We start from the raw sequence: 23,733 nt of genomic DNA on the forward strand, positions 1-23,733 counted from the left end.
ATATAACCTCTAAATCTTTAAATAATTTCACCTTTAGACTGTGATTATTTACACTCGCTTCGAGATTATTGGTTGTTAGCCCTTTCACTAAGCCTGACTGGTTTCTTAACTCAAAAAAGAGTTTTTTATTATCCATAAAATAAGTTTAGGATTTTTTAATCCAGTTTGTAAATAATTAATTCAAATTTTGTTTACTAGACTTTTGGTAACGTTTCATGGCTAATCGATATTCTTTGGGCGTAACGTGCTTATAGATTTTAAACTGACGATTGAAGTTCGCTTGATTGATGTATCCTACTTTTTCTAGTATTACGCGGATGGGAAAATCCGTGTAAGCGAGCATGTCACAAGCTATATTTAAGCGAATTTTCTTTAGTCTTTGGCTAAAGCTCTCGTTAAAGTGCTGCGAAAACAGTCTTCGTACACTGCTCTCGCTCAAGAATAAATGGTTAGCAAGATCGTTGAGTGAAATATTCTCGTTAAAATGAGTTAATAAGTAAGCTTCTGCGCTTTCAATCTTATCATCGACTCGTTTTTGCTCTTTGTTTGATGCATTGATGGTCGGGTTTATTAATCGCACTGTATTATTATCAGCGATCAGTAGGCAAAATATTTCAATTAAAATTGCAAATTGATTTTGGGGAGGAAGCTCAGGAACATCCGAAAGCAATTTGACAACCTGTTCGCCAGTCTGTGCGGAAAACTGTAAACCTTGGTTAGCCTTTTGCAGAATCTCCCTTAATGGGGTCAGCTCTTGGCAATGGTGAATCAGTAATTCGATCCATGATTTTTGAAACCATATAACATGCGTTTCGCACTGAGAGTTGTTAATCACTGAATCTGAATAGATGGCGTGAGGTAACCCGGGGCCAATAAGAATCATATGGTTGTTCTGTATCTCACTATTATAATTTCCAACAAAACAACTACCTAAAAAATTGCGGTGAATCGCAATTTCATATTCCTGGTGGCAATGCCAGTCGTAACTCTTGTGAGGTTCAACAATTTTAATGTAGCGCCAAGAAGCACCTATTCTCTGTGGAACACGTTCTAATTTACGTTTCATAATATATTCAAAAAGTAGTTATGAATCATTTACTTCAAGAACAATAACAAAGTTTAAGCGAAAAGTATTTATAGTTGAACTAATTGTATTCCTGCTAGAAATCACCAGCTACTAAAATGTCGTTATCCAACCAACGTAAGGGCATTTCATTATGGTAATTTCAAAAAAACTTCAACAACTGTTTGCGGCAAACCGCAAATTCTGGATAAAAGAAATGGCATACGGATATCATATTCCTCGAGAGTTTCTCTGGAGGCACTATGGTTATCAATCAAAATGGGAGCTGGAAAAGGATTTGATGTACTCTTTCCATTAATTTTCAGAATATCAAGCCTGATTATTGAAGTAATTAAATACGCCAACAATATGTACAGATTACAGGGTATTTTCCATGTTTCGTTTCGCACTTAATTGGGCTACATGGAATGCCCTGTTGCCCAACATCCGCCTAATTTCAAGTGATGGGTTTGAACTGCCGCTCTACATTTGGTCTTTATATCGACGATTTAAATACGTTGTAATTCTGATGACTTTGCGCGACGGCGATGACCCGGTGGGTGTCTTTTAGTTACGCGGCTTTGGTTAATGCTGACTTAAGCAGCGTGGTTATTATATTTTGCTTGGTGTTGAGTTAGTGACCTGATACTCCGAGCATGCTTTACTCAAAGAAGCACTCAGTACCGTACAGAGAAGGATAGCCGCGCCTAACCATTGAACGCTGGTTAACTCTTCATTCAGCCATAGTATGGAGAAAATCGCACCAAACAGAGGTTCACTACCCATTAGCAGTGACGCTTTGGTTGGAGAAATTTTCCGAACGGCATAATTTTGCGCATAGAAAGCAAACAAAGTACAAAACAGAACCAGAAAAGAAGTTGTGAGCCAAAATTCCAGTGCTTGCGGGAGGAGGGGATGAGTGGGTTCATGAGATACAATACTGATTAAGCTGGCACTAAGTGCAACGATGAGTGACTGAATACACGTTAGAGTGGTATTCGTTATGACCTTTCCATGAGTCAAATTTTTAGTCACGATGACCATAACCGCCCTCAATGCCGCCGCACATAGAATGTAGATATCCCCTAGATTAAAAGTCATGCTTAACCCTTGTTTATTGGTCAGCATGACTACACCAATTGTGCTAAACAAAGACAGCCACATAAGTGCTCGATTTGGTTTTCTTCTTCCAATTAAGGTTTCCAGAAGCAGAGTAAATATGACATTCAGGCTGATAAGAAACGCAGCGTTAGATGCGGTTGTCAGGCTGACCCCATAGACTTCGAAGAAGAAGATCGCAGCAAGAATGACACCAGTAGGCAGTGCGACTGGCCAATCTCTGTTTTTACCATGAACAAAGTCCCTGATCATCACCGGTAGTAGGAGTAAAAACGTCCAGCCAAAGCGAATCGCAATAAAAATGGAGACCGTTGTATAGGCGATCGCACTCTTGGTTAAGCCATAACTGGTCCCCCAAACAATAGCGACTAACAGGAGCAGCAATTCGGGGATACTGAACAATGAAATACTTTTTCTTATCGCTAAGCTAGACACATCTTTTCCTTATAAACCGTCTATGAATTGACTCAATCAATATCCACTAGTACGTTGTATGAAACAATAGATGAATTTGGAAAGGACTATTGCACTGTGGACACAAATAAGCTCATCGCTTTGTTGCCGGAAATGGCCGTTTTTGTTGTCGTTATCGAAGAAGGGAGCTTTTCAAAAGCGGCAGAAAAACTCGGTGTTGCGCCATCATCTGTGAGTCGCTCCATTTCTAAGTTGGAGAGTGCTTTATGCCAAAAGCTCCTTGAACGAACGACCCGAAATATGCGGTTGAGCATTGCGGGAGAAGAAGTTCACGGTTTATGTGTGGATATGCTGAAATCTGCGAGATTAGCGGCTGATGCGGCCTTTTCATCTCAAAGCGAGGTCGCTGGTGAAATTAGAATAGCCGCACCCAGAGCTTTGTCTAGCCAAGTGCTTTCGCCGTTAATTCTGGACTTCTTGCAAGAATATCCAAACGTCTCTGTACATTTTGTCGTTGAAGATCACTTTATCGACCCTATCGGGCATGAAGTCGATATGGTGATACATATTACCGACAAACCAGTCGAAGGCTTAGTCGCCAAAGAGTTAGGGACGAACCGATTACTTATCTGTGCTAGCACGGGCTATCTAGAAAATTTTGGTTACCCTAGAAGCCCTGAAGAGTTGTCGGCGCATCAATGTATACGCCTGGGTGAAAGCCCTGCCGACAGCAAGTGGGTCTTTGGACAACAAGGTGTAAGTCGTTCCGTTAATATTGACGGACGATTCGCCGTCAATCATACCGAAATCCGTAAAGATGCCGTTTTAAGAGGAATGGGAATTTCGATTTTCCCTGAGTTTTCCATTGATACGTTGATACAATCAGGAGCCGTTGTAACGCTATTCCCAGAGTGGAAAGTAAAGGGGAGCTATCAGGGAAAGATAGTGGCTCAGTATCCTCAGTCCAGATTCATTCCCCGTCAGTTAAAAATGCTGGTGGACTATCTGCATAGCAGGCTAAGTGAAACAGCCGTGAGCTCTGACTAGTTGTTATTGTCGAACGGCGGGTAACGCAAGTGCATTGAGATTAGGTATAAGTGTCAGTTGTTGAAGATCGTACCCGCTACCAATCGGTAACGGGTGAGTTTTCTTCTATGCGGCGTCCGAGAGAGTGGATGTCGTTTTTTCAGCAACTTTATCGCAGATGTAGTTGCCGATTGGAATAGCTGAAGTCGCAGCTGGCGATGGAGCATTACAGACATGCAGCGATCGCGGACTCTCAGCAAATAGGAAGTCGTGTACTAAAGAACCATCTTTAAGGACGGCCTGAGCACGGATGCCAGCGGGATAAGGCTGGAGATCGCTGACTTCTAGCATTGGACAATATTTCTGGACCATTTTCAGGTAACCTGGTTTCCACCAAGAATTCCACGTTTCTGATAAACCCGTTTTTAAGTGCTTAAAGCTCACTTTCCAGAAACCGGCGAAAGTCACCATATCTCTTATATCACGCAGGGATACATTGAACTTTCCATATCCTTCTCGTTTCCATCCTTGTACGGCATTAGGGCCAACAGTCACGCTGCCATCAATCATTCGTGTCAGATGCACACCGAGAAACGGTAAGTCTGGATCTGGAATTGGGTATATGAGGTGGTTGACGATCTGATTGTATTTTTCTGGTAAGCGGTAGTACTCCCCGCGATAAGGGACGATTTGAAAATCCGTGTCTATATTGAGCATTCGGGTTATACGATCAGCCATTAGTCCAGCGCAACTGATGAGAAATCGGGTGTGGTAGGTATGGGAAGTATTTCCATTTCGACATTGCAGAATAATGTTGTCTGCGGTTTCTTCAATATTCTGAACTTCCGTGCCCAGTTTCAGTTCACCTCCACAGACTTCAAACTCTTCAGCCATTTTCTTAGTGACCAGACGATAGTTAACGATGGCGGTAGATCTGACGTAAATAGCACCGTTGCCGGTAATATTTGGCTCTCGTTTTCGGAGCTCGGCTTCATCAAGTAATTCCGCTTCAATCCCGTTTTGAGCACAGCGTTCATACAGTGCTTTCATTCGCTGATACTCTGTCTGGTTTGTTGAAACTAACAATTTGCCGCATTGCTCGTAAGGAATATCATGTTTTTCACAAAAACTGATCGTCTTTTCAACCCCTTCTCGACAGAATTGGGCTTTCAGGCTGCCTGGTTGGTAGTAAACACCTGCATGAATAACACCACTGTTATGTCCGGTCTGATGCATGGATACTTCTGATTCTTTTTCCAGCACCAAAATGCTAGCGGTAGGGTAGCGTTGTTTCAGCTGCCATGCTGTTGATATACCGACAATCCCGCCTCCTAGAATTACATAGTCATACGGCTTTTCCATTAAAATCTCCAAAATAGTAGTGCCCGCGTTAGGGCACACGGGCTAATTATTGTTATGTAGTTTGGTTGCACCAGACCGATCCCTGGTTCAGTAACATTTAGCGCGAAAATGAACCTCTCTGGCGGAGCAATTCACGGCTTAGATCTGGATGCGGCACAAACTTGTCTCGTCCGTGTAGCCAACGGTGGTTGTGGACAACCAGCATAGAACCGACGTTGACACGAACATTGAAACAGTTCGGATCATTTTCAAGAGATTCACCAATTTCATACAGATACAAACCTTCACGTCGATTTTTAGGTTTAGCAAATTGGTCAATGAACAGGAAGTGTGGTTTACCTTCCGCATCTTCTTCAAAAAAGACAGGATGCTCAATGTCATAACCGGTATTTTTGCTTGGTGGCGCGCCCCAAGTGATATTCTGCTTCGCCATTGGATGATTATAGAATTTGTCTAAGTCTTTCCAGTCATCGAGATGCAGTAACAGTGAGTCTCCGCCTTGCATATTGCTCTCTTCCATTTTCATCATCAATACGAAATCTGTACGTTCATTGACGTAGGTTCCGTCGTTGTGCATTTCCATACGACGGTGAGCTTGGCGCAGGTAGCTGTCACTGTCGTCGACGTTACGTACAGTAAAACGAGCATAATATTTACCGTACATGGCATCAAAGTTTGGTAGCCCTATCATGTGCGAAATAGCCGTAGAGAGTTTGACGAAGTAACGACGTTGGATCTCAGTGTCTTCATACTCTGCTCGTACTTCGTCACAAGCTTCGAGAAGAAATGCGCCTTGATTACGGTCATCCATAATCTGTACTAACAGCTTACCGAGTTGATAGTCAGACGCTTTATCAAGTGCTTCCGCTACAGCAAAGCGAAGAAATGGTTTGTACTCAATGGCTTGAAGATCCCAATCACAAGTCAGATCATTGAACTTCTCTAATAAGTCCTTTCCAAGAGTTATCACCTGCAAACGGCCATTTACCGGATGTGGGTTAACGGTGATGCCTTGTAGTTCTGAATTTACGCTGTCTTTGATGCTTAGTGTCATGGTTATTCCTTTTATTTCAGCAAAAGATGTCCCTGTTCAGCTTGTGATTCTTAGTGGTAGATGTTGCTTGTTTACCACTTGGTGTTGAGCGGCCTAATTGGGAGCACCCTGTTTATCCGTGGGTATTTCCTGTTGCAAAAAGGTTAACAGTGTTGGTCCTATATGTTCAATATATGGGAGGTATACTTTCAATCTATAAAATAGATAGTTGGCATGTCTAGTCAGCTGAAAATGCGGCTTGCGTTCATTTTTATTAATAAAAGAGATGATGGTCATCACTTATTAGTATTGAAAGTGCCATTTTTCATCTTTTTTGCAGCAACTTTTATTCATTAATATCTCAAAAGCCAGGATTCAGGTTTGTCAGTGTTGTTAATGGTGTGTAAAAGCCGACATGGAGTGTTTATAAGATCAATAACGTGAGGACATTATGAAAAAAACAATTAAAACGCTGCTGTTACTTTCCATGTTAAGTGTTGTGGGTGGAGCCCAGGCAGAAAATTACACCATAGGCACAGGTAGCCAAAGTGGAACTTATTACCCGTATGGTGGTGTTCTGGCAAAAATCTGGAGTGATAACTTGCCTGATTTTAATATGCGGGTTGAAGTGACAGCGGCTTCAGTAGAGAACACCATCAAAGTGGTTCAGGATAAGCAATTGGTAGGACTAGCGATGGGTGACGTCGTCATTCAGGCTCAAGATGGAAGCAAGCCTTTTTCACGTGCACTTGATGTTGCGGTACTGACAGCACTTTATCCAAATGTTGTACAGTTTGTCGTGCGTGCGGATTCGGATATTTATTCACTGAGAGATTTAAAAGGCAAAACGGTGTCTCTGGGTGCGCCAGGATCGGGTACCAGAGTTAGCGCCAGAAGTATTCTTTCTACATTGGGCCTTGATGAAGACAGTATGAATGTCCAATCACTCAACTTTTCTGCAACTTCGGAGGCCCTCGCGAATGGCCAGATTGATGCTGGTGTTTTCGTGGGAGGCACTGGACTGGGTGCGATCACTGAACTGGCTCTGACCCGAGATATCCGCGTGCTGAATTTCTCCGCTGAAGACATGAAATCTATCATGGACGCGCTTCCTGCGTATCAGTCAGTGCAGGTAGAGCAGGGTGTGTATAACGGTGTAGAAAGCTTTACAGCACCAGCTGTTTGGAATGTGTTGGTCGTCAACAAGCGACTTGATGAAGACCTGGCTTACAACATGACCCGCTTAATTTTTGAAAACGCGTCAGCATTACGAAATTCACTCAGTGTTGCAAAATTCACTACAGTGGAAAATATGAACCAGCTAAGCGCGGTGTCTCTGCATCCAGGTGCCCAAAAGTATCTTCAAGAGCAGCAGAGTAAGCAAGCGCAGTAGGGCAGGTCAGTGAATGAAAGACAATAGAAACTGGAACCTTTTGGTTACCGAGCGTCTGATTGCCGTCGCTGCCATTTTTGCTGTGTCATTATCTGCATTTCAGATTTGGCAAGGCATTACTGCGTCGTTAGCTGCGCCCACTTTTCGCCCCATTCATATCAGCTGGGTGCTGGTATTGGTATTTTTGGTTAAGCCGACATTCTCTTTAAACAGAACAACGTTAGTATACCTGCTTGGCAGAATGATAGATCTGTGTTGCATGGTACTCACTATCTGGGCAACGTGGCGCATTAGTGTATTCGATTACGATGATATGAGCTTTCTGATGGATGGTCTTCAGTTGACTGATACATTCGCTGGCGTAGTCGTGATCGCAATGTTGCTTGAGGCAACTCGACGCACTGTCGGTGCTGTGATGTCTTGGTTGGCAATAGTATTTATTCTCTATGCAATGTTTGGCTCACACTTACCGGATGCCATTGCCAGTAAGAGCTTTTCTATTGAAGAGATGATCCGTTTTCATATTTTCTCTACTAACGGTGTGTATGGAGCTCCACTGGGAATAGCTGCTGGAGTGGTGTTTACCTTCGTACTATTCGGTGCCTTTCTTCAGGTCACTGGAGCGGGTCAATTTTTTATCGACTGTGCTTTCGCTCTGGCCGGGAAGTATCGAGGTGGTCCGGCAAAAGCCAGCGTGATAGCCTCTGCTGCACTGGGGTCGATTTCTGGCTCAGCGATAGCAAATACTGTCACGACTGGTTCGTTGACCATTCCGATGATGAAAAAGCTAGGTTACCGACCAGAGCAGGCGGCTGGCATTGAAGCTGCGGCGTCAACCGGTGGGCAAATCATGCCGCCAGTGATGGGGGCCGGAGCTTTTGTGATGGCACAATTTACTGGTATCGCTTATTCAGAGATCCTTCTAGTTTCGATTGTTCCTGCCATTCTCTACTTTCTTTCAACGTTGCTTTATATCCATTTGATGGCCTGCAAGCTCGGCTTAAAAGGGATGGCGCAAATAGAGAGCATCAAAATCGTTCTAGTTCGAGGCTGGCATTTCTTAGCACCATTAGTCTTTATAACGGTGCTATTGATGTTGAGTTACTCACCCGTTCTGGTCGGAATTGCAGGGTGTGGCGCTATTCTTGCTGCTGCTATGGTACGTAAATCGACGCGAGTTTCATTGAAGCTGATCTTACAGGGAATGAAAGAAGGGGCACTGATGGCTCTGCCTATCTCTGTAGCTTGTGCTTGTGCTGGCATTATCGTTGGTGTGATTGGACAAACCGGGATTGGCCTGCAGTTCACTCAGTTCCTGTTAGCTATGTCTGGTGGACAGTTGTGGTCGGTTCTGGGACTGGTGGCGTTGGCTGCTTTGGTTCTGGGAATGGGGCTACCTGTTACTGCTGCGTATATCGTATTGTCGGTGATGGCTGTACCAGCATTGACCGATTTAGGCGTCAGCCTACTTGCAGCGCACATGATCGTTTTTTGGCTGTCGCAGACCTCAAATATCACTCCGCCGATCGCTCTGGCAGCGTTTGCGGGGGCTGGTATTGCAAATGCGTCGCCAATGAAATCTGCGATTCAGGCGATGAAGTTGGCGCAAGGGTTCTTCTTAATTCCAATTATGATGGCGCATGGCAATCTTATCTGGTTTAAGGAGTTCTCTCTGTTCCCATTTGCTTTATCGGTAATCTACACATTCGCATTGATCATCGCTTTTGCTGGCGGTATTGAAGGTAGGTTGTTTAATCCTCTATCTAAGGTGGCAAGAGGAATACTACTTATCAGTGCGCTGGTGTTGGCATTTGGCGATAGTGATGTGATCAATATAGCGGCCACAGTGGGCATTCTTGTGGTTGCAGTTTTGAACCAACTGAAAGTGCTTACACTACTAAAAGCCAGTGCTGAGTAGCGACATTTCTGTACTTATTGCCCTCAGCCGTTTCGGACGGCTAGGGGCATTTTTATAACACGCTATTTGATTCTTTTTGGTTGATACCACTCTTCCATAAACTTCAAAAACGCACGCGATGCATTAGACAGGTAGTGGCTGCTTTTCCAGCCAATGCCAAATTCAACTTTAAGCGCGGGATTAAATGGTACGCAAACCAGCGGCTCATTTTCCTGCACTATTCGTCTTAGGCATGTACTGACTCCAGCCTCTTCCTTCACTAAGGCTTTCACGAGTTCTATCAGGTTGGTTTCAAAGCGTATATCTGGTTTTAAACTGTGCTTTCGGCAGTAACGACTAACGGCTTCACGCAGCAAATATCCTTCCCGAAACAGAATCAGGGGTTGCTCGCAGAATTGTTCCAGAGTCACACTTGATAATTGGGCAAATGGGTGACTCTCATTAACGCAGGCGACGATTTCTTCGGGACACAACGAGACATATCTTAGTTGATCGATTGGTTTATCTGTACGGACAAATGCCAAATCTAAAGCACCTTCTAGTAGCATTTTTTCTAGTGTTGCTGTGCCGTGTTCCTGTATATGAATGCGAATGTTGGGATAAGCTTGGTTAAAGGCAGACAGTGCTTCAGGGAAAAAATAAGACCCAAGCATTGCAGAAACACCAAAATCGATTTTTCCGCGTTCGAGTCCTTTCAGCTCATCCATTTCAATCTGAGCGAGTTCAACGTCTTCCAAAATCCTCCGAGCATGGAACAGGAACCTCATGCCATCAGAGGTAAGTTGAATTTGTCTGCTGCTTCGATTGATCAACTTAAGACCGATTTCTTTCTCTAACTTCTGCATGCTAACACTGAGTGCCGATTGGGCAATATCCAGTTGGTCGGCTGTTTTGGTAAAGTTGCCATTTTTAGCCAAGGCTACAAAGTACTGAAGACGTTTGATGTCCACGTGACGTTTCCATGAGGTTTATGGTGAGAACGAAACAGAGTGTAATATACATTCTGGCGATTGAAATAGAGGCTACAATCACTTTTGCTTATAACGAAGAGAAAAGCATTTAAGAGAAGATTAAGATCACAGTTCTTAATGCTTCTTTAGTGATTTTTGACAAAATCCTAGGACGTATTTACTGACTGTCCCACATCACGTCACATTGATCATCAATGGCAGATTTGAGTAATTCAACAAGCGGCATCGCTCTATGACCTATCGACACGACTGATTCAGATTGTTCGTCATCATCGTCTGCTTCTTGGGCTGCTTTTTTCTCTTCTTCTGCTGCTTTGGTTAACGAAGCGGTTAACTTCGCTAGTGCTTCGGGTAGATCTTGAGCAAGGATGGCTCCAGGGACTGTGCCGCTGTGGCCCATCATTTTTATCATATTAAGGCCAATATCGCCGAACATGGTGATATTGGCATGGCTTTTACAGCGAAAGGTAATCAACATGGTTTACTCCAGTTTTTCCTAGTTATATTAAATCAGTTTAACCGGAGTTTGCCTAAATAGTAGAGCTAATTTTTTGGGGGAGCGGAAAGCGATTACTCTCCCCTGTCTAATCAAACAAGCTTTTGAAGAACCCACCGATCTGCTTCGGTGCTTCTGCTAATCCGCGACCAATTTCCTTTAGACCATCTTCCAAAGGCTGCAAACAATTTGAGCCCGCTTTTCCGGTGTTATCCCAAACCGGTAAACTGACTTCGCCAAAACAGCTTTCTCTCAATCCACCTTGGGTGTCTGGGCTGTATTTGGCCAGCCCAATCTGCTCTGGCTTGGTTTGTTCTATGGATTGGTAGCCAGCTTTTTTAAGGTAATCACCATAGATACGTAACGGGCCACTCGAGCCTGTTAGGGCGACCGAATTATTATCGTCACGCCCTACCCAAATAGTGACGACATCTCGGTTATCAAGCCCGACATACCAGCTATCGCGACCTTGATTAGAAGTGCCAGTTTTACCCGCAAGATGGGCACTGTCAGGCACTATCTGATTTAAGTAACGAGCGGTCCCTTGTTCGACGACTTGCTCCATTGCATATTCAATCAGCCAAGCAGCCTCAGGTTCTAACACTTTTTCTTGCTGAGCGTTATGACGATAAAGTTCTTGTCCATGTTCATCGAGCACCGCATTGAGTGCGTACAAATTATTTTTTTTACCTTGATTCCCCAACGCCTGATACATCTGAGTGACATTCAGAGGTGAAAGGGCTAATGACCCCAGTAACATCGATGGTACTTGAGGGACTTGAGTCTCCTTGACACCCAATGACACTAAGGTGTTCGTTACCTTGTCTAACCCAATAGTCATACCGAGGTTTACGGTTGGCACATTGTAAGAGTGAGCAAGAGCTTGGTAGAGACTGACCTGACCACGATACTGGCGATCGTAGTTTCGTGGTGACCACTTCTCATTATTTTGTGTTTGTATGGTGATGGGTTTATCCGCTAGATTCGTTCCCAAAGCGTAGTGTTCTGGCTGTGCTAATGCCGTGACATAAACAGCTGGTTTTATCAGCGATCCGATCTGACGCTCGGCATTTATCGCTCGATTAAATCCATGGAAATTAGGCTGGCGGCTACCAATCATAGCCCGAACGGCACCGCTTCGTTTATCGGCAACGATCATTGCGGTTTCTAAAGATTGACCTGCTTTCTTTTCTAACTTTGGCATAACGTTGTAGATCGCAGCTTCTGCCTGACGTTGCACTTTAGGCTCGAAGGTCGTGAAAAGGCGCAAACCGCGACCACTGTTGTAGTCGATGTCATTCTCTTTCAGTGATAGCTTTATGTAGTCAAAGTAAGGAGGCTCAGTGGTACTTCCTTTACCCTGGACAACCAGTGACAATGGTTTCTGAATCGCGCGTTCGTAATCACTCGCTTCCAGATCTCCGGTGTCGACCATCATTTTTAGCACTAAGTCACGGCGAGCTTTTGCTCGTTCAGCGTAACGCCAAGGGTTGTAGTAAGAAGGGCCTTTTACTAAGCCGACAAGTAAAGCTTGCTGGTCAAGACTCAGCTCCGACAATGGTCGACCAAAATAATGTCGTGATGCTAAAGCAAAGCCGTGAATGGCATTTTGACCGTTTTGACCTAAATAGACTTGGTTTAGGTAAGCATCGAGTAACTGATCTTTGCTGTAGCGATAATCCATGATCACCGCTAAGTAAGCCTCTTTAAGCTTGCGAACAAAACTGCGTTCGCGAGTTAAAAATAAGTTCTTCGCTAGCTGTTGGGTTAAGGTACTTCCACCTTGAACATTACGACCCGCAGTGACGTTTGCTGCGAAAGCGCGGGCAATAGCGACTGGGGATACACCATCATGCTGATAAAAATCACGATCCTCTGTAGCAAGTAACGCAGCGACTAATGTATCAGGCATGTCATCTTTAGGTACATATAAGCGCTTTTCAGTATCATCGCCATCAAGCATACCTAAAATTTGCGGCTCAATCTGCAACACGCCAAGATCATACCCTGATGTTTCATCAGTGATCTTAACTATGCGTTTACCATTAAATCGAATGCTTGCCTGCTGCGCTGGTTGCTCACCTTCAGGAAAAATAAATGGTCGACGAATCAGCCTTATTGTCTGACCAGAGACACTATATTCACCACTCTTTGTTGGCTGTGCGACTTTACGGTAGTTGAGCTGCTCCAACTCACTGAGCACTTCTTTCTGGGTAACCTGCATAGCAGGGCTTAACACCAAGTGACGCGCATAGACAACATTAGGTAGTTGCCACATTTGGCCTTCAAACTTGCTCGCGACCAGGTTGTTGAACTGCACTCCGAAGTAAATAATCGCTATAAGGAGTAATACAGCGCCGGCGAAGAGTACTTGAATCAGACGGCGGAACCAGAGTGTTTTCAATAGTGGAGATGGAGTGTTAGAAGGCATCTTTATTTATGTTACGCGTTAAGTATAGCCGTGAAGCGTAGCCTGATGTTTGTTCGTTTATGTCATTAAAACGTTAACAGTCTCAATGTAGGAACACTAAAAAGAGTCGGGTGGTGTCGTAGTGAGTGATTTGGGAATCTGTGTCGTAAAGCGCTAATTTAATCAGGCTATTCAATTTTTGAAATTCTGTGGCTTTAATTCGAGGGAATATTTGGGCTCAAATCCAAATTTGTAGGATATAGCTGACTGATAGGTCTCATGTTTAATATCTGTATTTTAGGTTTAACGCCGGAGTTTCGGTGATGCTCATGTATGGAAAAATGCTGAGTCAGAAAGTAACTATAATTTGTGTCACATAGGTGTTTGTTAGGAGTGTGATATGTGTGGCAGGTTAAATGTCATTAATGAACCGCTTTGTCGAATTGTTTCCGAGCAACTCGGAATCCGTTTTAAAGCGGAGACCAATAAAGATCTCAAGCCGACTCAGATTGTATCTACCGTGGGATCTTTACACGGCGAACTAAAACAGCTCGACTTACCTTGGGGAATACAACCCGACTGGGCGAGTCACCTCATTATTAACGCCAAAGCTGAAACAGTCGCGGTTAAGGCAACATTTGCTCACGCATTCGAGTTCAACCGAGTCATCGTCCCGTGCTCGGGTTGGTATGAATGGCGAGAAGAAAGCGGAAAAAAGGTTAAGTATCTGTTCAGTCTTGGCGAGAGTGATGTTTTGTATATGGCAGGCATCGCTTTGAATGATGGGAAAGACCTTGTCACATTAACAGCTGAGCCAAATGAACAATGCAGTGAATTTCATCACCGCATGCCGTTATTGATTCCCGACGAGGCTGTCTTGAGTTGGATAAGTGGTGAGGGCAAGATTGTATATAAGCTGCTAGACAATCAATTTAATGAAACCTTGACCGTAAAAACGGCTGATGCTCTTTAGGGAGGCCACTTATTAAAGAGTATCGGCAGACGATAGCTATTCCCTTAGATACTGCAAAGCTAATGCGCGGCTTTTTTTGATAAGTCTTTGAATTCTTGGCTCTACGCTTGTTCAATATAAATGAAAGTGCCATGCTTAGTGCAAAATTAGTCAGCAACTCGAAAATTGATAATAATAGGTTTCAGGAGGAAGCATGCAGCAAGGAAAAGCGTTTCAAGATCAGATACCAAATAACCACTGTTTTGGTTGTGGCCCATCTAATCCATCTGGCTTGCAAATTAAGAGCCATTGGGTTGGGGAAAATAAATCCGCTTGTACATTTTTTCCGTCTTCTCATCACTGTGCAGGACCGACACAGTTCCTCAATGGTGGGATCATTTCCACTGTTATTGATTGTCATTGTATTTGCACAGCAATTGCCAAAGGCTATCAGTTAGAGGGACGAGAAATTGGTTCAGGTGAAGCGGTATGGTACGCGACAGGAAAGTTAGAAGTTAACTACCTCAAGCCAGTACCCATTGATAAAGATGTCGAGTTGGTGGCTATCGTAGAAGACATCAAAGGAAATAAGATGACAGTAAACTGCGAACTCTATTCTGGCGATGTTCTCTGTTGTACTAGTCAGGTTACCGCGGTCAAAGTACCCAATAGCTGGTTTGCAGCGAGTAAGGCATAAAATAAAAGGGCATTGTTTGAAAATCAAATCTGTCACGCCAGAACCGCTTGCTTGTCCTTTGTGTGGGCTGCCGAATTCATGTATCAATTTAGGTGATAAAGATATCACTAAATCGTGTTGGTGTAATGACCCAGCGATTAAGTTTCCCGAAGGGCTTCTTTCCCAAGTTCCGGAAGAAAAGCGAAGGAAGGCATGTATTTGCAAGGTATGCGCGTTAAAGTATCAGGACAGAATTAAAGACCGTTAGTACAAGTTGGCAGCTCGGTTTATTGAGTGAACTGAGCATGCTCGTCTAAACAAGGAAAGTTAATTGGAAATAAAAGAAGTCAGTTCAATCTCTGGTGTGGTTGCTCAATTGCATGAGCTTCTAACTGATTGTATAGAAAGTGGTGCCTCGGTTGGATTTTTAACTCCGATTGATGAGAAAGAAGTCGAATCTTATTGGAAAGCGGTAGAGGCTGATCTTCAGTCTGGTTCCAGAAAGGTCTTTTTAGCTTATGACAACGATAGCGTTACGCCATTATGAAATAGTGCGGGATTAAATTGGTCTCAAACGACCTTCCAGTGTGTCGCGTTGCTTTTCAACTTCCTCAATGACGAAATTTCGAAACGCTCGTACGCGCTCAGTATGTCTTAGGTCTTCGTGGAGCAACATCCACAAATCCAGACCATAGAAAGCAGAGAACTTTTCTTCGTAGCGGGCCAAATCATTATCAAAATCCCCGATAAAGCAAGGCAGGAAAGAGAGTCCAACTCCTTGTTTTATGGCCATATGTGCTAATCCTGTATCGTCAATGGTGAAGTTGTGTTTTCCTTCTGGGCAAACCTCTTTAGTCCAGGCTCGGTGAAAGTCACAACACTCAGTTCCAATCCAATTCGGCTTATCGCCCGTTTTCTTTAAATGCTCTAAATAGGGTTTACTGCCGTATATCGCTGATGCGAAAGTGATTAACTTCTTCCCAATTAGCACTTCAGCAGGATTATTAGTGACTCGCAGTGCAACGTCAGTCTCTCGATGCTGCATACTCAAGTAAGTGTTCGAAGATTGTATTTCCAGATCGATGTCCGGGTACGTTTGATGAAAGCGAGCGAAGATAGGGAGGAAAAAAGCGTACGCGATGTGGTGAACGACCGTGACTCGCAGAGTGCCTTTTAGAAGTTTATCCTGGCCTAACAACATATCCTCAGCGTTGAGTACTTCTCGCTCTACACGCTCGGCTGTTGCTCTGAGTTTTTCACCCGCGAGTGTCAGTCCGTATCCTCCTTGAATACGCTCTACCAAGCGCACGCCAAGCTTGTCTTCCATTGCTCGAAGGCGTCTTGAAACGGTGGAGTGTTGTACTCCAAGCTCAGCGCCAGCGCCACTGACAGAACCACGGCGAGCGACGGCCAAAAATATCTTTAGATCATCCCAGTTCATACAAACCGTCCTTGTGTGCATTTTTACACAGTTAATGGGCATTTTTTGGGGATAACGTTTTAATTTTTGCACATCTACACTGATTATTACACATAGAAGAGTTTCGCTCGCTAATTGAGCAAGAATAGATTTCCTGAGGGAGGTGCTGTCATGAAAAAGTTAGCTGTGGTTCAACGTGCATCTGGATTTTTAGATAAGCAGCAGAGCATTGCGCTGGTGGTTGAAAGTATTCAATCTGCTGCTAATAATGGCGCAGAACTTGTTGTATTTACTGAAGCCTTTATTCCTGGCTATCCTGTCTGGCTGTGGCGTCTGCGCCCTGGAAAAGACTGGGGGACAACGGACAGCCTTTATCAACGTTTAATGAGTAACGCTGTTGATTTAAGTTCAACGGACTTGGATCCGATTTACGAAGCGGCAAAACGTCATCACGTCACGGTCGTATGTGGCATTAATGAGCGAGACTCCAGTATCAGCCGAACAACGCTATACAATACGTACATCACGATTTGTCATGAGGGTAATTTAATCAATGTGCATCGGAAACTGATGCCTACCAATCCCGAGAGAATGGTGTGGGGATTTGGTGATGCTACCGGATTGAGAGTAATAGACACGCCTGTTGGAAGGATTGGTGCATTACTTTGCTGGGAGAATTACATGCCGTTGGCACGTTATGCTCTTTACGCACAAGGCGTCGAAATCTACATTGCGCCTACTTATGACAGTGGTTCGGACTGGACTGAAAGCCTACGCCATATTGCTCGAGAGGGCAGGTGCTATGTTGTCGGCAGTGGTAACCTTTTGAGAGCCAGTGATTTGCCAGATGACTTCCCTGAAAAAGAAACCCTCTATCCTGATACAGATGAGTGGGTTAATGGCGGAGACTCCACCATCATCGCTCCCGGCGGTGAAACCTTAGTTGCTCCACTGCATGCAGAGGAAGGCATTCTCTATTGCGACGTTGATACTGATAAAGTCGCTGCTGCTAGACGCTCTTTCGATGTTGCAGGGCATTACTCCCGCCCAGATATATTTACACTGAACGTAAATAGACAACCGCAAACTTCTATCCGCATCAAGGAAGCCGAGTGAGAAAATCCCCCATCAGATGTTTGGGGGATTTCGCTTTAAGTTAGGGAAGTTACTAAGTGATCGGTTGAAGAATAGGCCAACTTACCATCGACGTAGGTTGCGTCCACGTTTCGCTCATCACCTAAAATCATCAGAGCGAACAGCTTATCTTCTAGACTTTTAGCATGCAGCTGTCGCAGTGTTTGCAAGTCAGTTGAAGCCCAGTTTAAGACTACAAAATCGGCTTCTTTGCCTATTTCAAAGTTACCGACTTTGTCATCAATACTGAGTGAACGTGCTCCACCTAGCGTCGCAAGATATAATCCTTTAAATACTGACAGTTTTTCATCTTGTAACTGCATGACTTTATAGGCTTCATTTAACGTCTGGAACTGACTAAAAGTGGTACCCGCCCCCACGTCAGTACCTAATCCCACGCGTATATTCTTCTGTTCCGCTTTATCTAAATCGAACAGCCCGCTGCCAAGAAACAGATTTGAGGTAGGGCAGAACGCGATGACAGAATCGGTGTGCTCAAAAGCATCCCACTCTCTATCAGTGAGATGAATCGCATGGGCAAAGACAGAACGATCGCCAGTCAATCCATAGTGCTGGTAGACAGAAAAGTAGTCCTCGTGTTCGGGGAAAAGAGACTTAACCCATTCAACTTCATTCTTGCTTTCAGAGAGGTGTGTTTGAACGTACACATCGGGAAACTCTGCTTTGAGTTTGCCAGCAGCCCTCAATTGCTCACGCGATGACGTAGGAGCAAACCTTGGGGTAATGGCGTATTGAAGCCGTTTGTGGTTGTGCCATTTTTGAATCAGTGCTTTGCTGTCCTTGTAACTGGACTCTGGCGTGTCGAGTAAATAGTCTGGCGCATTGCGATCCATCATGACTTTACCCGCAATAATACGCATGTTCTTCTCAAGCGCTTCTTCAAACAGAGCATCGATGGATTGTGGATGCACCGTGCCAAACACTAAAGCGCTGGTGGTGCCGTTTTTTAGCAGCTCATTGATAAAGAATCGGGATATCACCTTAGCATGTACTTTGTCTTCAAACTGTTTCTCAGTTGGGAAAGTGTAATTCTCTAGCCACTCAAGAAGCTGTTTACCATACGATGCAATCATCTCTGTCTGAGGGTAGTGAATGTGCGTATCAATAAAGCCGGGAATGATAAGCTTGCCGCGATAATCCACGATGTCGTCATATTGGGTTACATCTGAATCGCTGAACGCTTTCATGTCTTTGATGAGACCATCTTCGATGACTAGTAGGCCGTCTTCAAAATATTGAAAAGCGTATTTGAGATTGATGACCTTGGCGGGATCTTCGAGAAAGTGGAGCAAGCTCGCACGTATCGCCATTGTTTTCGGCATAGAGTCAGAAGAAAATGGTTCAGTATTCTTTAAGTATAGAACGTTCGATTTGTGGTTCATAAGTCACTCCATTGAATATGTTTGATACCCATGGTTTTTGACTTATCTTCGTAAGCCCTTGTCAATAGAGTAGTGTATGTAACAACCGAAAACCATTAAAAGCAAAGTGAATAAGCCAGAAGTATGCCAGCTTGGAAAATCGTTCTGTTCTTAGATAGATTGCTGATTTAGAGCATATGATTTGCCAGTAAAGGGGGATTATCCGAACCAAACTGGTGAATGATATAAAATATTTGATCTCAAGTTGTATATTGATTCTCTTTTATCAACCTATAGAGGGTAGCTTATCAAGAACGGTCAAACCTTTATCCATGAGCTCTACTTTAACGACTTGTGATAGGTTTTGATCGGTGATGATGCCATCAAACTCCTCAATATCTAATGCATGGAAACTACCGACACGACCATATTTAGTAGAATCCGAGATCAGATAGTTTGTTTGAGCGGCTTTGACAATGGCTTTTTTGACCCATACTTTTCCCTCATTGGGTGTAGATAGTCCTTTTAAACTCCAAGAAGAAGAAGAGATAAAGGCGATATCAATGTTCATCCCCGCGAGGAACTCTGCAACCTTTCCACCAATACTCGATTGGTTTTCACGGTCAACCTTGCCACCTGTATGGTATAACTCACATTGACTATGAGTCATTAGGTAAGCCGCTATCGAAAAGTCATTGGTGATGACCAACAGATCATCTCGGTCGACAATTTGGTGGGCAATGCTTAACGCCGTTGTACCAGCATCCAAATACACAGTGGCTTCTTTATCGATTAACGTTGCGGCAATATGAGCAATGTGAGTTTTTTCATCAGCCTGTTGTTCCACTTTCGCATCGTGTGACAGTTCACTATGCAGTACCTGAGCAAGCTGCACCCCACCGGATACAGAGACTACTTTCCCCGAAGACTCTAGCTTCACAATATCACGACGAATCGTCATATGTGATACACCAAGATGCTCTGTTAAATCAGAGATGCTGAGGACTTCTTGGTGTGACAAAAGGGACAAAATGGTTCTTTGACGTTCTGCTGGAATCATTATTTCACTTCATGTTCTTGTTTTTCAGTATCCTAACAATCTTTCTCTGGTTTGTGAATATCTGTGAACATATGTTGCGTTCACAGTGTTAAGGATGTGAACTCACTCAAAACAACGGTGTTACTACACTTATAACGAGTAAAATATCAGTTTGATGTTAATAATTGTTAAAAGTGTGACTTAAAGCGGAGTCCGGATGTTAACCTTCACATATAATCACAACCAATAAACAAGAATTAACAAAATTCAGTTCAATATTTACCAAGAAGGCATTGTTACTATGAGTGAAGTTCAATCTGTCGGTGTGATCGGTTTAGGATCAATGGGTATGGGCGCAGCAAAATCTTGTGTGCGTGCAGGTCTTGATGTTTATGGTTTTGATTTGAATCCCCAAGCTCTTGAAGAGTTAGCAGAGTTTGGCGCAAAAGCTGTTTCAACCAATGCGGTGGAGTTTGCCGATAAGCTGGATTCTGTTCTGGTCCTTGTCGTAAATGCACAACAAGTAAATACAGTTTTGTTTAAGACAGGTCTTGCAGCTGCATTAAAACCAAACACGCCAGTCATGGTGTCAGCAACCATTTCTGCAGAAGATGCTAAGCAAATAGAAGCAAAACTTGCTGAGCACAACCTAGTCATGCTGGACGCACCTGTATCTGGTGGTGCTGTGAAAGCTGAAGCGGGTGAAATGACCATCATGGCATCTGGTGCTCAAAGTACGTTTGATACGCTTGAGCCAGTGCTCACAGCAACCGCAGCCAAAGTGTACAACATTGGTGAAGCAATTGGTCTGGGTGCGACAGTGAAGATCATTCATCAGCTTTTAGCAGGCGTTCACATTGCTGCGGGCGCAGAAGCAATGGCACTCGCGGCTCGTGCGAATATCCCTCTTGACCTTATGTATGACGTAGTCACAAACGCTGCGGGTAATTCTTGGATGTTTGAGAACCGTATGAAGCATGTGGTTGATGGTGATTACACACCAAAATCTATGGTCGACATCTTTGTGAAAGATCTCAACCTTGTGTCAGATACAGCGAAAGACCTTAAGTTCCCGTTACCACTTTCAAGCGCGGCATTGAACATGTTTGTGAGTGCCAGCAACAAAGGCTTTGGTCAAGAAGATGACAGCGCGGTGATTAAAATCTTTGATGGCATCACGTTGCCTGGCGCAGAAAAGTAAGCCCTCTAAAGTGGAGAAGTAAATATGTTATTAGGCGTTATCGCGGATGACTTTACAGGCGCAACCGATATTGCAGGTTTTCTGGTTGAAAACGGCATGCGAACTGTGCAATTAAACGGAATCCCAACGACAGAGATTGACGTAAACGCAGATGCGGTTGTGATCAGTCTGAAATCTCGCTCATGCCCGGTGGATGAAGCAATCAAAGACTCCGTCGCTGCACTTCAGTGGCTGCAAGAACAAGGCTGTCAGCAGTTCTACTTCAAGTACTGTTCAACGTTTGACAGTACATCGGAAGGCAATATTGGCCCTGTTACTGATGCTTTACTTGCTGAACTTGGTGAAGACTTCACGATCGTTTGTCCTGCTCTTCCGGTCAATGGTCGTACGGTTTACAACGGTCATCTGTTTGTGTTCGAGGAGCTGCTAAGTGACTCAGGAATGCGCAATCACCCAGTGACACCGATGACGGATTCAAGCCTGATCCGCATGATGAATGCTCAATCAAAAGGTACAACCGGCTTGGTTAACTTCCAAACGATTGAACAAGGTGCGCAAGCCGTCACTCAGCGTTTTACTGAACTCAAAGAGCAAGGTCATCGTTATGCTGTAGTTGATGCGTTCAACGCCCAACATCTGGTTACGCTTGGGCAAGCCGCTAAATTGCTAAAACTCGTTACCGGTGGTTCAGGTCTGGCTGCGGGGCTTGCTAAAAACTGGGCTGAACAGCTCGAAGATCAGAGCGGCGCCCAACAAGCAGGTAAACCAGTGAAAGCGCCAACGGTCGTATTTTCTGGTTCATGCTCAGTGATGACCAATCAACAAGTTTCGGTTTACAAGCAGCAAGCCCCCCACTTTGCTATTGATGTTGAGACGTGCCTGACAAATGAGGACTACTCGGATGTCGTATTTGATTGGGTAATGACAAACATCGAAAGCGAGCTTGCTCCTTTAGTCTACGCAACGGCAGATACGAGCACGCTAAAAGAGATTCAATCGAAATACGGCGCTCAAGCTTCAAGCCATGCTGTGGAACAGTTCTTCAGTAAGTTAGCCATTAAGCTTCAAGCAAATGGTGTGAAGAACTTTATTGTTGCGGGAGGGGAAACCTCTGGTGTCGTAACTCAAAGTCTGAAAGTGAAAGGCTTCCATATTGGCCCTCAAATCGCTCCCGGCGTACCTTGGGTTAAGTCGGTAGAAGGTGAGCTTTCACTGGCACTTAAATCTGGCAACTTTGGCGACGAAAACTTTTTCGCTAAAGCACAGTCCTTCTTTGCATGAGTGAGGTACGAATGAGCAACAATTCGAAGACGGAGCAACAGCTTCGGGAACAAATGGTCACACTAGCGCGTTCTATGTTTGAGCGCGGCTATGCCACCGGTGGTGCGGGCAACCTTTCGATAAAATTACCAAATGGTCACTTCCTAGCAACACCGACAGGCTCTTCGTTTGGTCGCCTTGTGGCAGAAGAGTTATCAGTAGTGGATATCGATGGTAATCACATCTCAGGTAAGAAGCCTTCAAAAGAAGTGGCTTTCCATCTGGCAATTTACCGCAACAACTCTGAGTGCAACGCGATTGTGCACCTGCACTCAACTTACTTAACCGCGCTATCTTGTCTGGAAGGGGTGGATCGTGACAACGCGATAAAAGCGTTTACTCCATATTATGTTATGCGTATCGGAGAGCTACCCGTTATCCCTTACCTGCGTCCTGGCGACCCCAAAATTGCAGAGGAACTGTCACAACGAGCAAGCGATTACCGAGCATTCTTACTGGCGAATCATGGCCCGGTCGTGACCGGTACTGATTTTGAAGATGCGGTGGATAATGCAGAAGAGCTCGAAGAAACAGCGAAATTGGCATTCATTCTTAAAGACAAAAAGGTTCGTTACCTAACGGATGCAGAGGTCCAAGACCTAAAAGGGAGAGGTAAATAATGGCTAAATTTGCAGCAAATCTCACTTTGTTATTTACAGAAGTTCCGTTTATGGAGCGATTTGAGAAAGCACATCGCGCGGGTTTTAAAGCAGTGGAATACCTTTTTCCATACGCATATGAACCGCAGGAATTGGCAGATAAAATGCAGCAATTTGGACTCGAACAAGCACTCTTCAATATGCCTCCAGGTAACTGGGACGCTGGAGAAAAAGGCTTTGCTGCTATCCCTGGTCGTGAAGATGACTTTAAAGCCAGCGTAGAAACAGCGCTGATGTATGCGAACAAGCTGAATTGTAAAAAGGTGCATGCGATGTCAGGCATTGTAGATGAGCGATTTACTCGTGAGCAGCACGTAGAAACGTTCATCGCCAATATTCGCTACGCAGCAGACAAGTTTGTTGAGCACGGCATTGAACTTATGCTCGAGCCATTAAATAGCCGCGATGTTCCCAACTACTTCATCGCTCATCAGCGTGACGCTGTGGAGTTAATTAAGCAGATCAATCGGCCAAATGTGAAGCTGCAACTGGATCTTTACCACGCGCAAATTATGGACGGTGATTTGAGCACCCTTATTCGTGAGGTTGCGACCTATACGGGGCATATTCAAATCGCTTCTGTACCGGAAAGGCACGAACCTTCGGAAGGAGAGTTGAATTACCCACACCTGTTCAATGTATTGGATGACTCAGGTTACCAAGGGTGGATTGGTTGTGAATACAATCCAAGAAACACCACAGAGGAAGGGCTCGACTGGGTCAAGCCTTACCTATAACTGAAGAT

Annotated in this window: 21 protein-coding genes and 1 pseudogene; 12 read left to right on the plus strand and 10 right to left on the minus strand. The window is 44.3% G+C overall.

The window, feature by feature from the left end; genetic code table 11:
* Nucleotides 1-175: 175 nt before the first annotated feature.
* Together L3V31_RS03940 and L3V31_RS03945 are read right to left on the minus strand one after the other, a co-directional pair.
* Complete coding sequence (locus L3V31_RS03940) at nt 176-1,066, minus strand: AraC family transcriptional regulator (RefSeq protein ID WP_237314821.1); 891 nt, start codon at nt 1,064-1,066, stop codon at nt 176-178.
* A gap of 609 nt (nt 1,067-1,675) precedes the next feature.
* Nucleotides 1,676-2,617 carry a DMT family transporter gene (locus tag L3V31_RS03945; protein WP_237314822.1) on the minus strand — a complete coding sequence of 314 codons (942 nt, stop codon included), beginning with the start codon at nt 2,615-2,617 and terminating at the stop codon, nt 1,676-1,678.
* Between the two features lie 96 nt (nt 2,618-2,713).
* Between L3V31_RS03945 and L3V31_RS03950 the strand changes: the two genes are divergently transcribed.
* The gene (locus L3V31_RS03950) at nt 2,714-3,643 is read left to right on the plus strand and encodes a LysR family transcriptional regulator (protein WP_237314823.1); all 930 of its coding nucleotides are present in this window, start codon (nt 2,714-2,716) and stop codon (nt 3,641-3,643) included.
* Between the two features lie 105 nt (nt 3,644-3,748).
* Here L3V31_RS03950 and lhgO read toward each other — a convergent pair whose 3' ends face one another.
* Nucleotides 3,749-4,984: an L-2-hydroxyglutarate oxidase gene (lhgO, locus tag L3V31_RS03955; RefSeq protein ID WP_237314824.1), complete on the minus strand. Its 1,236-nt coding sequence runs from the start codon at nt 4,982-4,984 to the stop codon at nt 3,749-3,751.
* A 97-nt stretch (nt 4,985-5,081) separates the two neighbouring features.
* Nucleotides 5,082-6,038, minus strand: a complete 957-nt coding sequence (gene glaH, locus L3V31_RS03960) for a glutarate dioxygenase GlaH (protein WP_237314825.1) — start codon at nt 6,036-6,038, stop codon at nt 5,082-5,084.
* Between the two features lie 430 nt (nt 6,039-6,468).
* Between glaH and L3V31_RS03965 the strand changes: the two genes are divergently transcribed.
* The gene (locus tag L3V31_RS03965; protein WP_237314826.1) at nt 6,469-7,410 is read left to right on the plus strand and encodes a TAXI family TRAP transporter solute-binding subunit; all 942 of its coding nucleotides are present in this window, start codon (nt 6,469-6,471) and stop codon (nt 7,408-7,410) included.
* A gap of 13 nt (nt 7,411-7,423) precedes the next feature.
* Nucleotides 7,424-9,328: a TRAP transporter fused permease subunit gene (locus tag L3V31_RS03970; RefSeq protein ID WP_237314827.1), complete on the plus strand. Its 1,905-nt coding sequence runs from the start codon at nt 7,424-7,426 to the stop codon at nt 9,326-9,328.
* A 62-nt stretch (nt 9,329-9,390) separates the two neighbouring features.
* Here L3V31_RS03970 and L3V31_RS03975 read toward each other — a convergent pair whose 3' ends face one another.
* The 3 genes from L3V31_RS03975 to mrcB form a co-directional block, all read right to left on the minus strand.
* A complete protein-coding gene (locus tag L3V31_RS03975; protein ID WP_237314828.1) occupies nt 9,391-10,278 on the minus strand; it encodes a LysR family transcriptional regulator in 888 nt (295 codons plus the stop codon).
* Nucleotides 10,279-10,456: 178 nt separating this feature from the next.
* Complete coding sequence (locus L3V31_RS03980) at nt 10,457-10,777, minus strand: DUF1840 domain-containing protein (protein WP_237314829.1); 321 nt, start codon at nt 10,775-10,777, stop codon at nt 10,457-10,459.
* Nucleotides 10,778-10,883: 106 nt separating this feature from the next.
* On the minus strand, nt 10,884-13,226 hold the full coding sequence (gene mrcB, locus L3V31_RS03985; RefSeq protein WP_237314830.1) for a penicillin-binding protein 1B: 2,343 nt from the start codon (nt 13,224-13,226) through the stop codon (nt 10,884-10,886).
* 379 nt (nt 13,227-13,605) lie between these two features.
* Here mrcB and L3V31_RS03990 point away from each other — a divergent pair, with 379 nt between their 5' ends.
* The 4 genes and pseudogenes from L3V31_RS03990 to L3V31_RS04005 all read left to right on the plus strand — a co-directional run.
* Nucleotides 13,606-14,178 carry an SOS response-associated peptidase family protein gene (locus L3V31_RS03990; RefSeq protein WP_237314831.1) on the plus strand — a complete coding sequence of 191 codons (573 nt, stop codon included), beginning with the start codon at nt 13,606-13,608 and terminating at the stop codon, nt 14,176-14,178.
* A gap of 193 nt (nt 14,179-14,371) precedes the next feature.
* A complete protein-coding gene (locus L3V31_RS03995; RefSeq protein ID WP_237314832.1) occupies nt 14,372-14,854 on the plus strand; it encodes a PaaI family thioesterase in 483 nt (160 codons plus the stop codon).
* Nucleotides 14,781-15,101 (plus strand): cysteine-rich CWC family protein, encoded by a 321-nt coding sequence (locus tag L3V31_RS04000; RefSeq protein ID WP_237314833.1) that lies wholly within the window; start codon nt 14,781-14,783, stop codon nt 15,099-15,101. The genes L3V31_RS03995 and L3V31_RS04000 overlap by 74 nt, the downstream gene beginning before the upstream one ends.
* 63 nt (nt 15,102-15,164) lie before the next feature.
* Nucleotides 15,165-15,368, plus strand: a pseudogene (locus L3V31_RS04005) (GNAT family N-acetyltransferase); the annotation flags it as partial.
* 24 nt (nt 15,369-15,392) lie between these two features.
* On the opposite strand, the gene L3V31_RS04010 reads toward L3V31_RS04005, so the two are convergent.
* Complete coding sequence (locus L3V31_RS04010) at nt 15,393-16,274, minus strand: LysR family transcriptional regulator (protein WP_237314834.1); 882 nt, start codon at nt 16,272-16,274, stop codon at nt 15,393-15,395.
* 114 nt (nt 16,275-16,388) lie between these two features.
* Here L3V31_RS04010 and L3V31_RS04015 point away from each other — a divergent pair, with 114 nt between their 5' ends.
* The gene (locus L3V31_RS04015) at nt 16,389-17,369 is read left to right on the plus strand and encodes a carbon-nitrogen hydrolase family protein (RefSeq protein ID WP_237314835.1); all 981 of its coding nucleotides are present in this window, start codon (nt 16,389-16,391) and stop codon (nt 17,367-17,369) included.
* Nucleotides 17,370-17,404: 35 nt separating this feature from the next.
* Here the strand turns inward: L3V31_RS04015 and guaD are convergent, their stop codons facing one another.
* Together guaD and L3V31_RS04025 are read right to left on the minus strand one after the other, a co-directional pair.
* Nucleotides 17,405-18,790: a guanine deaminase gene (gene guaD, locus L3V31_RS04020; protein WP_237314836.1), complete on the minus strand. Its 1,386-nt coding sequence runs from the start codon at nt 18,788-18,790 to the stop codon at nt 17,405-17,407.
* Between the two features lie 265 nt (nt 18,791-19,055).
* Nucleotides 19,056-19,829 carry a DeoR/GlpR family DNA-binding transcription regulator gene (locus L3V31_RS04025; RefSeq protein WP_237314837.1) on the minus strand — a complete coding sequence of 258 codons (774 nt, stop codon included), beginning with the start codon at nt 19,827-19,829 and terminating at the stop codon, nt 19,056-19,058.
* 280 nt (nt 19,830-20,109) lie between these two features.
* On the opposite strand from L3V31_RS04025, the gene ltnD reads away from it, so the two are divergent.
* From ltnD to otnI, 4 genes are read left to right on the plus strand one after another with little or no spacing between them, the layout of a single operon-like run.
* A complete protein-coding gene (ltnD, locus tag L3V31_RS04030) occupies nt 20,110-21,009 on the plus strand; it encodes an L-threonate dehydrogenase (protein WP_237314838.1) in 900 nt (299 codons plus the stop codon).
* Between the two features lie 24 nt (nt 21,010-21,033).
* Complete coding sequence (gene otnK / locus L3V31_RS04035) at nt 21,034-22,290, plus strand: 3-oxo-tetronate kinase (protein ID WP_237314839.1); 1,257 nt, start codon at nt 21,034-21,036, stop codon at nt 22,288-22,290.
* Nucleotides 22,291-22,301: 11 nt separating this feature from the next.
* Nucleotides 22,302-22,949 carry an aldolase gene (locus L3V31_RS04040; RefSeq protein WP_237314840.1) on the plus strand — a complete coding sequence of 216 codons (648 nt, stop codon included), beginning with the start codon at nt 22,302-22,304 and terminating at the stop codon, nt 22,947-22,949.
* Nucleotides 22,949-23,725, plus strand: a complete 777-nt coding sequence (gene otnI / locus L3V31_RS04045; protein ID WP_237314841.1) for a 2-oxo-tetronate isomerase — start codon at nt 22,949-22,951, stop codon at nt 23,723-23,725. Before L3V31_RS04040 ends, otnI begins: the two co-directional genes overlap by 1 nt.
* Nucleotides 23,726-23,733: the final 8 nt, after the last annotated feature.

It is taken from the genome of Vibrio sp. J1-1 (assembly GCF_021728395.1).
GTDB lineage: Bacteria > Pseudomonadota > Gammaproteobacteria > Enterobacterales > Vibrionaceae > Vibrio.